General features: G+C 74.7%; 10 protein-coding genes. 4 read left to right on the top strand and 6 right to left on the bottom strand.

The genetic code is table 11. The annotated features are described in order from the left end of the window. Positions 1–135 precede the first annotated feature (135 nt). The 3 genes from CHC11_RS34705 to CHC11_RS34695 form a co-directional block, all read right to left on the bottom strand. Positions 136–978 carry an MIP/aquaporin family protein gene (locus CHC11_RS34705; protein ID WP_245920150.1) on the bottom strand — a complete coding sequence of 281 codons (843 nt, stop codon included), beginning with the start codon at positions 976–978 and terminating at the stop codon, positions 136–138. An 83-nt stretch (positions 979–1,061) separates the two neighbouring features. Beyond that, complete coding sequence (locus CHC11_RS34700; protein ID WP_089316109.1) at positions 1,062–2,741, bottom strand: thiamine pyrophosphate-binding protein; 1,680 nt, start codon at positions 2,739–2,741, stop codon at positions 1,062–1,064. After that, positions 2,738–3,511: a cyclase family protein gene (locus tag CHC11_RS34695; protein WP_089316108.1), complete on the bottom strand. Its 774-nt coding sequence runs from the start codon at positions 3,509–3,511 to the stop codon at positions 2,738–2,740. Before CHC11_RS34695 ends, CHC11_RS34700 begins: the two co-directional genes overlap by 4 nt. Before the next feature lie 213 nt (positions 3,512–3,724). On the opposite strand from CHC11_RS34695, the gene CHC11_RS34690 reads away from it, so the two are divergent. Continuing rightward, the gene (locus tag CHC11_RS34690; RefSeq protein WP_089316107.1) at positions 3,725–4,864 is read left to right on the top strand and encodes a serine hydrolase domain-containing protein; all 1,140 of its coding nucleotides are present in this window, start codon (positions 3,725–3,727) and stop codon (positions 4,862–4,864) included. Between the two features lie 88 nt (positions 4,865–4,952). Further along, the gene (locus tag CHC11_RS34685; RefSeq protein ID WP_089316106.1) at positions 4,953–5,798 is read left to right on the top strand and encodes a siderophore-interacting protein; all 846 of its coding nucleotides are present in this window, start codon (positions 4,953–4,955) and stop codon (positions 5,796–5,798) included. Between the two features lie 9 nt (positions 5,799–5,807). Here CHC11_RS34685 and CHC11_RS34680 read toward each other — a convergent pair whose 3' ends face one another. Both CHC11_RS34680 and CHC11_RS34675 read right to left on the bottom strand, forming a co-directional pair. Beyond that, on the bottom strand, positions 5,808–7,166 hold the full coding sequence (locus CHC11_RS34680; protein ID WP_179279154.1) for an ABC1 kinase family protein: 1,359 nt from the start codon (positions 7,164–7,166) through the stop codon (positions 5,808–5,810). Positions 7,167–7,248: 82 nt separating this feature from the next. Next, positions 7,249–7,899: a TetR/AcrR family transcriptional regulator gene (locus tag CHC11_RS34675; RefSeq protein ID WP_218826366.1), complete on the bottom strand. Its 651-nt coding sequence runs from the start codon at positions 7,897–7,899 to the stop codon at positions 7,249–7,251. Between the two features lie 90 nt (positions 7,900–7,989). Between CHC11_RS34675 and CHC11_RS34670 the strand changes: the two genes are divergently transcribed. Together CHC11_RS34670 and cphA are read left to right on the top strand one after the other, a co-directional pair. Further along, complete coding sequence (locus CHC11_RS34670) at positions 7,990–8,823, top strand: cyanophycinase (protein ID WP_089316105.1); 834 nt, start codon at positions 7,990–7,992, stop codon at positions 8,821–8,823. 2 nt (positions 8,824–8,825) lie between these two features. Continuing rightward, positions 8,826–11,465: a cyanophycin synthetase gene (cphA, locus tag CHC11_RS34665; protein ID WP_089316104.1), complete on the top strand. Its 2,640-nt coding sequence runs from the start codon at positions 8,826–8,828 to the stop codon at positions 11,463–11,465. On the opposite strand, the gene CHC11_RS34660 is transcribed toward cphA, so the two are convergent. Further along, on the bottom strand, positions 11,462–12,247 hold the full coding sequence (locus tag CHC11_RS34660; protein WP_245920148.1) for a phosphatase PAP2 family protein: 786 nt from the start codon (positions 12,245–12,247) through the stop codon (positions 11,462–11,464). The genes cphA and CHC11_RS34660 overlap by 4 nt on opposite strands. Between the last annotated feature and the right edge of the window lie 240 nt (positions 12,248–12,487).

Raw genomic sequence — 12,487 nt, 5'->3', positions numbered from 1 at the left:
TGTTCGAGCTGGTGGCGGGCGATCTCGTTGCCGCCGTGGTCGAAGATCATGAATCGGGTGCTGGTCGTGCCCTGGTCGAGGGCCCCGACGAAGTCGGCCATGGACTCTTCCTTTCCGCCCGCGGGAACGGGCCCGTCAGGTGACGTCGTACTCCGGCTCCGGCCCCGTGGGCAGGCCGCCCTCCTCTTCTGGAAGGTGGCGCCCGACGAGCAGCAAGTACAGGCCGGCGCCGAGCACGCCGCCGATCAGCGGCGCGGCGATCGGCACCCAGAAGTACAGGTCGCCGTACTGGTCCCGCCAGGCGGTGTCGTAACCGGTGATGTACTGGGCGAGCCGCGGCCCGAAGTCGCGGGCCGGGTTGATCGCGTAGCCGGCGTCGGAGCCCCACGCCATACCGATCGCCACCACCACGATGCCGATGATCAGCGGTGCCAGGTTGGCCAGCGGCGGCGCGTTGCGCAGGTCGGTGAGGGCCAGGACGAGGAACAGCAGGATGGCGGTGCCGATCACCTGGTCGCGGAACGCGCCCCAGGTGCCGATCGGCAGTGAGCCGTTGCCCGGCAGGGTGGAGAACACGAACTGGGTCTTCAGGGTGTGGCCGGGGTCGAACTTGGCGAGGATCTCGCTGTAGTCCCACCTGACGATCAGCGCGGCCACGAAGGCGCCGAGCGTCTGCGCGAAGCAGAACGGCAGGACCTTGCGCCAGGGGAAGCCCTTGAACACCGCCAGCGCGAGGGTCACGGCCGGGTTCAGGTGCCCCCCGCTGGTCCTGGCCGCGACGTACACGCCGAGCGTGACGCCGAACCCCCAGGCCCAGGCGATGCTGTTGTGGTCCCCAAGGCTCTGCGGGTCGCCGAGCCCGCTCGCCGCCACGACCTGGGCGACGACGCCGACGCCGAACAGGATCAGGATCAGCGTGCCGGCGAACTCCGCCGACATCTCCCTGGCGAGTTCGGGCAGCCTCGGCCCTCGCGTCATGTCTCCTCCTCGAACGTGTGAAGCAGGCCACGGCGGCCGTACTCGTGATCGTTCCCAGGGAGCGCGCAACTACACAGGGTCAGCTAATGACCCCGGAACGCTTCCGCCAGCCACCACGAGGGGCGGCTGCGCGTGATCTTGGCGTCCACCACCATCGGCCGGTCGCGCGGCCCCGCCAGCCAGCCGGCCACCTCCGCGAGGTCGTCCGGCGTCCGGACGGTCGCCGCCGCGCAGCCGAACCCGCGCCCGATCGCGGCCAGGTCCGCGGGCGGGAACGTGACGGCGTCGAGGGGGTGCCCGCCCGGACCGAAGTGGTGCACCTCCGCCCCGTAGCCCTCGTCGTCGTAGACGAGCACGAGCAGGCCGAGCCCGAGCCGGACGGCCGTCTCCAGCTCCGCGACCGACATCAGCGCGCCGCCGTCGCCGAGCGCGGCGACGGTGAGCCGGTCCGGGCGGGCCACGGCCGCGCCGATGGCGGTCGCGAGGCCGAGCCCCACCGACTGGAACGCCTGCGTGAACACCAGGCCGTCGTCATCGGGGACGTCCAGGAACATCGCCGGGTAGCCCATGAAGTTGCCGGAGTCGACGGCGACCGTGCGCTCGCGGGGCAGCATCCCGTCCAGGGCGATCGTCAGCGTGCGCGGGTCGATGCGGGGGCCGTCGCCGCCGTCCTCGCCGGGATGCTCGTCGTAGGGGACGTCCTGCCAGCGACCCTCGCGGGCGAGCCGCTCGGCCACTTCGGGCGTGCGGTAGCCGGTGGCCCGGTGCCCGCGCGCGCCGAGCTCGGCCGAGGCGGCCCGCGCGGTCTCGGCGGCGTCGCCGATCAGGCCGAGGTCGACGGGGCGGTGCGCGCCGAGCGCGTGCGCGTCCACGTCGACCTGCACGACCGCGGCGTCCCGGCCGATGAGGGCGCCGTGCCGCGTCGTCCACATGTTCAGCGAGCAGCCCCAGGCGACGACCAGGTCGGCGCCGCGGATCAGCTCCGCGGCGGCGGGGGTGGCGAAGCCTCCGCTGACGTCCAGGGCGAACGGGTCGCCGGCGAACAGCCCGCGCGCCACCGCCGACGTCGCGGGCAGCGCCCCGCAGCGTCCGGCGAGCTCGGCCAGCGCGTCGCGGGCGCCCGACAGCCGCGCGCCGCGCCCCGCGACGAACACCGGCCGCCGCGCCGCCTGGAGCGCGTCGGCGAGGCCGGCGATCGCGGCGGGCGGCGGTACCGGCATCGCCGGGACCCCGCCCGGCCGGGCGCGCGCGGCCGTCCGGGCGGGCGGGTCCGGCAAGTCGGCGGCCTGGACGTCCAGCGGCAGCCCGAGCAGCACCGTGCGGCGCTCGGCGACCGCCGTCCGGCAGGCGCGCGCCACGTCGGCCAGGGCGGTCTGCGGGGAGTGGACCCGCTCGGGGACGGCGCCCACCGCCGCGGCGATCGCCGCCTGGTCGACGCGGAAGTTGGAGCGGACCGCGGCGGCGGCCACCTCGCCCGCGACCACCAGCAGCGGTGTTCGGCTCTTGGCGGCCTCGGCCATGCCCGTGACCGCGTTGGTCAGGCCGGGTCCCTGGTGGACGGTCACGACGCCGAGGCCGCGGCTCACCCGCGCGTACGCGTCGGCCATCGTCACGGCGCCGCCCTCGTGGCGGGCGGCGACGAACCGGGCGCCGTTCGCCGCGAGGGCGTTGGTGACGTGGAAGTTGCCGCTGCCGACGACTCCGAAGACGGTGCCGGCGCCGAACCGCGCGAGGGTCCGCCCCACCGCCTCGGCGACGTTCACCGCTCGGTCAGCGCGAGCACCCGGGCGGGGCTGCCCGAGCCGCCGACGATCGGCAGCGGCGAGGCGAGCAGCACGGCGCCGCGGGCCGGCAGCCGGTCGAGGTTCCGCAGCTGGGTGAGCCCGTACTTGCCGGCGCCGAGGAAGTAGGAGTGGCACGGGAACGGAGGGTCGAAGCCGTGGGCGGCGCCCGCGTCGGTGCCGACGGTCTCCACGCCGAGGCCGAGCAGCGGCGTCTCCTCCGCCAGCCACCGGGCGCACTCGGCCGAGATCCCCGGGGTGTGCGGGCCGTTCTCGTCGGCGTTGAGGAAGGCGTCCTGGTCGGCGGCGCGGGCGTCCCAGCCGGTCCGGTACAGGAGCCAGCCGCCGTCCGGGAGCGGGCCGTGCGCCCGCTCCCAGTCGCGGACGTGGTCGATCTCCAGCAGGAAGTCGGGATCGGCGGCGGCGCGACCGGAGGCGTCCAGCACCACGGCGGGGGCGACCAGCCGGGCGGGCGGGACCTGCGAGACGTCCTCGCCGCCGTGGCCGGTGACCCAGTGCACCGGGGCGTCGAAGTGGGTGCCGACGTGCTCGCCGGTCTCGATGTCGTTCCAGTACCAGGCGGGTCCGCGGTCGTCGTAGCGGCTGATCTCCCGCAGCCGGAACGGGACGGTGTTGGCGAACGGCTCCGGCAGTCGCAGGATCGGGGTCCGCTCCGACAGCGGCGCCGTCAAGTCGACGATCTCCACGGAGCCGTCGGCGACGGCGGCGAGCAGCTGGGCGAGCACGGACATCGTTCCTCCGGCGGCGCGGGCGGCTGAGGGGCGCAGGCCCGACGAACGTACCGCAGAAGGCCCTGATCGGAGGGTCACCGGACACAGGCCGCGGGCCTTTGTGCCGCGACGCCATGTCCGCCGCCGGATTTCGTCTCCCCGCACCATGGACGCGGCGGCGCTTCGCGATCACCATCGGTGAGGAACCCCGGCCGATCCCCCCACGGAGGTCCGATGCGCCGCAGGCCATGGACGCTCGCACTCGCCGCAGCCGCCGTCACCGTCGCCCTCGCCGCTCGCCCGGCGCACGCCGCTCCCCCGGCGCCCTCGCCGCCGTCCCCGCCGTCCGCCCGCGTCACCGAGGCCGCGCGCGGCTTCGACCCCCTGCTCCCCTCGTCCGATCCCGTCGCCCTGCGCGAGGCGTACCGGCCGCTCGCGGTCACCTACACCTACGAGGGCCAGGAGCACACCCTCGACGACTACCTCGCCCGGACCGGGACGCAGGGGTTCGTCGTCCTGGACCGGAGCGACGTCGTCTTCGAGCGGTACGTCACCACCGACCGCGACACCCTGTTCCAGTCGTGGTCGATGGCGAAGTCGTTCACCTCGGCCGCGGTCGGCATCGCGCTCGGCGAGGGTTTCATCGACTCGATCGACGACCCGGTCACCCGGTACGTCCCGGAGCTGAGGGGCTCGGGGTACGACGGCGTCTCGCTGCGCGACCTGCTGCGGATGTCGTCGGGCATCCAGTGGACGGAGACCAACGACGTGCCGTTCGTGCACGTCGCCGCGAGCCTCGGCTATCCGCTGACCGAACTGGCCAAGCAGCGCAAGCGCGGATGGGCGCCGGGGACGAGGTTCGAGTACACGAGCATGAACTCGTTCGTCCTGTCCTGGGTCGTGGCCAAGGCGACCGGGGTCCCGTACCACGCCTACGTCCAGGAGAAGATCTGGGGACCGGCCGGGATGGCCGCCAAGGCGTACCTCGGCAACGACTCCAACGGCAACAGCATGGGGTACTGCTGCTACTACGCCACCGACCGCGACTTCGCGCGGTTCGGCCTGCTGTACCTGAACGGCGGCAGGGCGAACGGGCGCCAGGTCGTCCCCGCCTCCTGGGTGACGGAGTCGACGCGGCCGTCCGCCGCGTTCAACAGGGGGTACGGCCTGCAATGGTGGCTCGGCGAGAACGGCGACTTCTCGGCCAGCGGCCTCGGCGGCCAGCTCATCTGGGTCTCGCCCCGGTACGGCGTCGTCGTCGTGAAGTCGACGCTGGCGACCGTCCTCGCCGGGGAGGAGACCGACGCCGCGTTCGAGGCGCTCGCCGCCGAGGTCGCGCGCACCCGCACGGCCCGCCCGGCCCCGGCGCACTGACCACCGGCCCGCCATCGGGGAACATTCCGGATCCGGCAGAGGTTAGGGTTCCCTAAGCACTGTGATCCGGATCATCGGAGGGGACCGTATGGCGACGGAACCGGCACGCAAGGGACGCAGACTCCACCGGGGGACGGTGCTGCGCACCGAGCGCCTCGCACCGCACATGATCCGCGTGGTCCTCGGCGGCGACGGGCTCTCGGACTTCGGCGCGGGCGAGTTCACCGACCACTACGTGAAGCTGCTGTTCCCGCGGCCGGGTGTCGCCTACCCCGAACCGTTCGACATGGAGCGGGTGCGCGCCGAGCTGCCGCGCGAGCAGTGGCCGAGCACCCGCACCTACACCGTCCGGGCGTGGGACGCCGGGACGGGCGAGCTGACGATCGACTTCGTCCACCACGGCGACAAGGGCCTGGCCGGCCCGTGGGCGGCGGGCGCCCGGCCGGGCGAGGAGATCTTCTTCAGTGGCCCCGGCGGCGGCTACGCTCCCCGCGCCGACGCCGGCTGGCACCTGCTCGCCGGCGACGAGAGCGCCCTGCCCGCGATCGCGGCCTCGCTTGAACGTCTCCCGGACGGCGCCCCCGCCCGGGTCTTCGTCGAGGTCGCGGGGCCCGAGGAGGAGCAGGAGCTGCGCACGCCCGGCGACGCGGAGATCGTCTGGCTGCACCGGGGCGGCGGCCAGGTCGGCGACCTGCTGGTCGAGGCCGTCCAGAAGCTCGACTTCCCCGACGGGGAGGTGCACGCCTTCGTGCACGGCGAGGCCAACTTCGTCAAGGCGCTCCGCCGCCACCTGCGCGTCGAGCGCGGCCTCCCCCTGGACCGGCTGTCGATCTCCGGCTACTGGCGGCGCGGCCGCGACGAGGACGGCTGGCAGTCCGGGAAGCGCGAATGGAACCAGCGGATGGAGCAGGAGGAGGCCCAGGCCCTGACCTGACCGCCGGGCTCAGGCGGTGACCTGCGCCTGGTCGTCGAGGTCGGGGTCGGTGTCGGCGGAGAAGCCGGGAAGCCAGCGCTCGGCTTCGGCGCGGTACTCGCCCTCGGCCTCCAGCTGGCACAGGACGCCCCCGCAGCCGGAGAGGGCGCGGCTGACGGCGAGGTACTGCGGCGGCAGGCGGAACGCGCGGGCGAGCGCGCCGGGCCGCAGGTCGGAGGCCAGACCGAAACCGCGGGCCGTCTGCTCGCGCAGCCATTCGCGGGAGTAGCGGAAGCGCTCCACGGCGAACGGGGCGGCGTGCGGGGCGACGAGCGCGGCGACCTCGTCGGGGTCCACTTCGGCGTCCCCGACCAGGAAGCCCTCCTCGAACAGCGCGTCCACGATGTCGTCGGGGTCGCCGAGGGTGCCGATGCGCAGCAGCCGCCCGATCGACCACTGGAGCTCGGCGGGGACGCGGGCGGCGCCGCCGAAGTCCATGACGCCGAGGCGGCCGTCGTCCAGCAGCCGGAAGTTGCCCGGGTGCGGGTCGATGTGGATCATCTCGCAGCGGGCCGGGCCGGACAGCAGGAAGCGGAACAGCAGCAGGCCGGCGCGGTCCCGGGCCTCCTGGTCGCCCCCGGCGATGACCTCGGCGAGCGGGGTGCCCTCCAGCCACTCGGTGACCAGCACGTTGCCCGACTGGGCGACGACGGCGGGGACGGCGAAGTCCGGATCGCCGTCGTAGGCGTCGTGGAAGGCGGTCTGGGCGCGGGCCTCGTCGACGTAGTCCAGCTCCTTCTCCAGGCGCCGCTTGAGGTCGGCGATGACCGGCTTGACCTCCACGCCCGGGAACAGCGGCGTGACGAGGCGGCTGAGGCGGGAGATCTGGTTGAAGTCGCTCATGAGGGCCCGGGCGGCGCCGGGGTACTGGACCTTGACCGCGACCGTGCGGCCGTCGTGCCAGACGGCCTTGTGGACCTGGCCGATGGAGGCGGCGGCGGCCGGGCGGTCGTCGAACTCGGCGAACATCGCGCGCCAGTCCTCGCCGAGGCCCTCGGCGAGGACGCGGTGCGTCGTCGCGGCGGGCATGGGCGGCGCCGCCTCCTGGAGGCGGGTCAGGCTGGCGCGGAACGGCCCGGCGACCTCCTCGGGCAGCCCGGCCTCGAAGATCGACAGCAGCTGGCCGACCTTCATGGCGCCGCCCTTCAGCTCGCCGAGCACGGCGAACAGCTGCTCGGCGGTGCGGCGCTGGACCTCCAGCGCGACGGCCTCGGCGGGGCGGCCGATGGTCCGCTTGCCGAGACCGAGCGCGGTGCGCCCGGCGAAGCCGAGCGGGAGGGTCGCCAGCTTGGCGGTCCGCGTCACCGCGCGGCGGGGGATGTCGCTCACGGCCCCTCTTTCGACGATGCGTCCAATGACTTTCAGCCTCTCACGGGGAGCAATGCCACGAAACGGTCACGCCCCGACAGATTCAGCGTCCGGCCGCGCCCGGTGATTCCCCGCCGCCCGGGCAGGGCCGCAGCAGCAGCTCGACGACCTCCAGCGCCTGGTCGATCTCCGGCCGGTTCCCGCCCAGGTAATGGGCGTACATGAAGGAGTCGGCGACCCGGACGATGGCCTGCGCGAGCGTCCGGGTCGGCAGCCGGGTGCCCAGCGCGCCGCGGTCGATCTCCGCCTGGAGCTCGCCGGTGAGCAGCTCGGTGGCACGGTCCTCGATGGTGCCGGGCATGGTGGCCAGCCTGATGAACAGCCGGGGCTCCCGCTCGGTGAACGCCTTCAGCGGCTCGGCGTCCACCACCGCGCGCATGAACCTCTCCAGGAGGGCGAGGATCCGCTCGGCGCCGCCGCCGCCGACGCCGCGGGCGGCGACGCGGTAGGTGCGCTCGGTCATCTCCCCGAGCAGGGCGGCCAGGAGCTGCTCGCGGCTGCCGACCCACCGGTAGAGGGTGGCGCGCCCGACGCCCAGCTCGGCGGCGAGCGCTGACATGTCGATCGGCTCGCCCCGCAGGTAGTGGGCGGACGCGGCGGCCAGCGCGGCGGCAGGGCCGCCCGGGTGCGGGCACGGGCGGGCCGCGCCGGACGGCGGCCGCACGGCGTCGTCCGCGGGAACGGGGCCGCTCACCGGCCCAGCATGTCACAGCGCGGCGCACCGCATCCCATGACTTGTCGCGTTCGCGCGACTACAGGCGGTTATCAGGGGTAGCTAGCACATGTGAACCACAAACACGGGGGCGCCGGACGCAAGGGCCGGCTGCTGATCATCGGTGGTGCGGAGAACCGCGTCTGCGGCTCCGGCCCGCTGGAGACGTTCGTCGAGCTGGCGGGCGACGAGGACGCACGGATCGTCGTCATCACCACGGCGACGGAGGTGCCCGAGGAGGTCGCCGACGAGTACAGCGCCGTGTTCGGGCGGCTCGGCGTGTCCTCGGTGCGCGAGCTGCGGCTGCTCGGCCGGGCGGCGGCCGACGACGCGGCGACGCTACGGGCGCTGGAGATGGCGACGGGGGTGCTGTTCAGCGGCGGCGACCAGTCGCGGATCCGCACCCTGGTCGGTTCGAGGACCAACGAGCTGCTCAAGCGCCGGCTCGACCAGGAGGGCCTGGTGATCGCCGGGACGAGCGCGGGCGCCACCGCCATGGGCCACTGGATGATCCTCGGCGGCCGAGGCCACGATGTCGCCGCCTCCACCGTGAAGGTCGGCCCCGGGCTCGGCCTGCTCGACAACGTGCTGATCGACATGCACTTCAACGAGCGGGGGCGGCTGCCGAGGCTGATGAGCGGGATAGCGCTGGACATCCGGCTGCTCGGCGTCGGGATCGACGAGGACACGGCGATCGTGGTCGGCGACGGGCGGTTCGAGGTCGTCGGGACGGGCGTCGTCACGGTCGTGGACGCCGGGCAGGCCACGGTCGCCTACGCCGCCTCCGACGACGAGCCGATGGCCATGCTCGACGTGTCGCTGCACCTGCTGCCGGCCGGCTGCGCGTTCCAGATGAACGACCGGCTCCCGGCGATCGGCAACATGCGCGGCCCGGAGGAGGGATAGCGGTGCGACTCGATCATGTGCGCCGCCTCGGCGGCCCGAACGTCTACCTGTCCCGGCCGGTCGCGATCGCGCGGCTGAACCTGCAGGGCCTGACCGGCCACGAGACCACCGACCACCCCGGCTTCGCCGAGCGGCTCGTCGACGCCCTGCCCGGGCTGGCCGACCACCACTGCTCGGCGGGCCGGCCGGGCGGGCTGCTGGAGGCGATGGCGCGCGGGACCTACTTCGGCCACGTCACCGAGCACGTCACGCTGGAGCTGTCCGGACTGATCGGCCGGGAGGTGTTCTTCGGCCGCACCGTGCGCGCGGGCGGGCCCGCCGAGTACGACGTGATCCTGGAGTGCCCGCCCGACGAGCCGTCCGCGAGCCCGGTGGTGGAACGGCTGATCACCCTGGCGGTGCGGATCGTGAACGGGGCGCTCGCCGGGCTCGTCCCGGGCACCTCGGCCGACCTGGCCCGGGTCGCCGCGGTCCACGAGGAGGAGCGGCTCGGGGTGAGCACGGCGGCGCTGGCGCGGGCGGCGCGCGAGCGGGGCGTGCCGGTGCGCCGGGTCGGCGGGCTCAACCTGCTGCGCCTGGGGTACGGGCGGTACCGCCGGACGGTGTGGGCGGCGATGACCGACGCCACCTCGGCGATCGGGATGGAGGTCGCGGGCGACAAGCGGCTCGCGCACCGCCTGCTCGCCGACGCCGGCCTGCCCGTGCCGGAGGGGCGCGTCGCGGCGTCCCCGGGCGAGGCGCTGGAGGCGCTGCGCGCCGTCGGGGGCCCGGTGGTCGTCAAGCCGCTGGCGGGGCACCAGGGCGAGGGCGTGCACATCGAGCTGACCACGGCGCCGGAGGTGGTGGCCGCGTTCGCGGCGGCGGCCGCGGGCGGCGGCGAGGTCCTCGTCGAGAGCTACGTCCCGGGCAAGGACTACCGGGTGCTGGTGGTCGGCGGCCGGGTCGCGGCGGCGGCCGAGCTGACCGCCGCGTGCGTGACCGGCGACGGGACGGCCCCGGTCGCGGCGCTGATGGAGCGGGTCAACGCCGACCCGGCGCGCGGCGAGGGCCACGACCGGCCGCTGACCCGGCTCGTCCTCGGCCCCACCGAGCTGGCGCTGCTGGAGCGGCAGGGGCACGGCCCGCGGTCGGTGCCCGCCGACGGGGAGCGGGTGTGGCTGCGCCGCAACGCGAACCTGTCCACCGGCGGCACCAGCCGGGACGTGACCGCGGACGTCCACCCCGAGGTCGCCGCGATGTGCGTGCGGGCCGCCGCGGCCGTCGGCATGGACGTGTGCGGCATCGACCTGCGGCTGCCCGACGCCGCCTCCCCGCCGCCCGCCGAGCACGGCGCCGCCGGGATCCTGGAGGTCAACGCCGCGCCGGGCCTGCGGATGCACCTGGCGCCGCACCGGGGCGCGGGACGCGACGTCGCCGGCGACATCATCGGCCTGATGTACCCGGAGGGGACACCGTCGCGGGTCCCGGTCGTGTCGGTCACCGGCACCAACGGCAAGACCACGACCGTCCGGATGATCGCGCACATGCTGGAGCTGGACGGGCGCCGGACCGGCATGACCAGCACCGAGGGCGTCTACGTCGGCGGGCGCCTGGTCCACCGGTCCGACGCGTCCGGGCCGCGCTCGGCGGAGATGGTCCTCGGCGACCGGTCGGTGGAGGCGGCGGTGCTGGAGACCGCGCGGGGCGGCATCGTGCGGCGCGGCCTCGGCTACGACCGCGCCGACGTCGCGGTCGTCACCAACGTCACCCGCGACCACCTCGGCGTCGACGACACCGAGTCCGTGGACGACCTGGTCGACATCAAGGCCCTGGTCGCCGAAGAGATCCGGCGCGGCGGCCACGTCGTCCTCAACGCCGAGGACGAGGCGTCCGCGGGCCTCGCCGAACGCCCGGGGGTCCGCGAGCGCGACCCGGTGCTGCGCTACTTCGCCCTGTCCCCCGACGCCCCCGTCCTCGCCGGCCACCTGCGCCGCGGCGGCGCCGGCTACAGCGTCAGGGACGGGTGGCTGACCGAGGCGCGCGGCGACCGCCGGACCCCGATCCTGCCGGCCGCCGAGGTGGCGGGCTCGTTCGGCGGGCACGCCCGCCACGTGATCGCCAACGCGCTCGCCGCGTCGGCCGCCGCCCGCGCCCTCGGCGTGCCGGTGGAGGTGGTGGCGCGGGCGCTGCGCTCCTTCGACCCGCACACGCGCAACCCCGGCCGGGGCTGCGTGTACCAGGTCGGCGCCAACCCCGTCCTGGTCGACTACGCGCACAACCCGGCGGCGGTCGGGGCGATGGGGGCGTTCGTCGAGCGCTGCTGGGGCGGCGCCGGGGTCGCGGCCGTGACGCTGCCGGGCGACCGCTCCGACGAGCTGGTGAGCGAGACCGCCCGGGCGCTGGCGGGCACGTTCGGCCGCGTCGTCGTCTACGAGGACGAGGACCTGCGGGGGCGCCGCTCGGGCGAGATGACCCGGCTGATCGTCCAGGGGCTGCGGGAGGTCCGCCCGGACGTGCGCCACCACCCGGCCGGCGATCTGAAGGGAGCGCTGGCCTCGGCGCTGGACATGGCGGCGCCGGGCGAGCCGGTCCTGCTGCTGTACGAGAAGCTGCAGCCGGTGACCGAGCTGCTGGAGACGCTGGGCGGAGAGCCCGCAGGCTAGCCCGCGGGCTCGTCCGCCTGCGGCGGGCGCAGCAGCAGGACGGTGACCGCCAGCAGCGCCAGCACCACGATCCCGTCCAGCCAGTAGTGGTTGGCGGTGCCGACGACGACCGCGATCGTCGCGATCGGGTGCAGGAGCCACATCCACCGCCACCGCGTCCTGGACGTGACGACCAGCCCGAGCGCGATGACGGCCGCCCAGCCGATGTGCAGGGACGGCATGGCCGCGTACTGGTTGGCGATCGTGTCGGTCTGCGGCGCCCCGTACACCGAGGGCCCGAACCGGGCTGCGGTGTCGACGAGCCCCGCCGCGGGCAGCATGCGCGGAGGCGCCAGCGGCACGAGCAGGTGCAGGACGAGCGCCGCGGCGGTGAGCGCGACGAGCACCCGGCGCACCCACCGGTAGTGGGCCGGCCGCCGCAGGTAGATCCAGAGCAGGAACAGCACGGCCGCCGGGAAGTGCACATAGGCGTAGTAGGAGTTGGCCGCTTGCACGAGGAACTGGCTGTGCAGCAGCCCGTGCTGGACGCCCGCCTCGCCCGGCAGGCCGAGGACGCGCTCCAGGCGCAGGACGCGGTGGGCGTTGTCGAACGCCTCGCTCACCCGCCCGTCGGCCAGCAGCCGCCCGAGCTTGTAGGCGGCGAACAGCACGATGATCAGCAGCAGCTCGCGGACGGGCCGCGGCCGGCCGCCGGGGCGTCCCGCGGCCGCGCCGGCACGTCCCGGCCTGCGCAGTCGTGATAACGCGCCGACCTGGCGGGGCGGCTGGTCGAGGAGGCTCACTGCGCTGTCCTTCGCATCGGGTTCTGCGCCGGTCAGGGCCGGGCGGGGGCGGTCTCGCGGCCGCCGCCGGGCCGGGCGGCGGCGTCGAGCGGATGCCGAAGCCTTTCACCTTCCGCGTCCGCGTGGGGCACGGCTCGCGCCGGCGGCCGCCGGGCCGGGGGCCGGGCGTACCGCCACGCGTCTCACCGTAGACCGAACTTGCCTACGTGGCAAAATTTCAGGGGCTGCCAATTTCGGTGA

This window comes from Actinomadura mexicana (genome assembly GCF_900188105.1).
Classification (GTDB): domain Bacteria; phylum Actinomycetota; class Actinomycetes; order Streptosporangiales; family Streptosporangiaceae; genus Spirillospora; species Spirillospora mexicana.
Note: the sequence above shows the minus strand (reverse complement) of the source record. Positions and strands in the feature narration are given on the sequence as shown.

Coding starts and splice junctions, on each gene's coding strand:
- CHC11_RS34705 (WP_245920150.1), bottom strand. CDS start 978: ATGACGCGAGGGCCGAGGCTGCCCGAACTCGCCAGGGAGATGTCGGCG.
- CHC11_RS34695 (WP_089316108.1), bottom strand. CDS start 3,511: ATGTCCGTGCTCGCCCAGCTGCTCGCCGCCGTCGCCGACGGCTCCGTG.
- CHC11_RS34690 (WP_089316107.1), top strand. CDS start 3,725: ATGCGCCGCAGGCCATGGACGCTCGCACTCGCCGCAGCCGCCGTCACC.
- CHC11_RS34685 (WP_089316106.1), top strand. CDS start 4,953: ATGGCGACGGAACCGGCACGCAAGGGACGCAGACTCCACCGGGGGACG.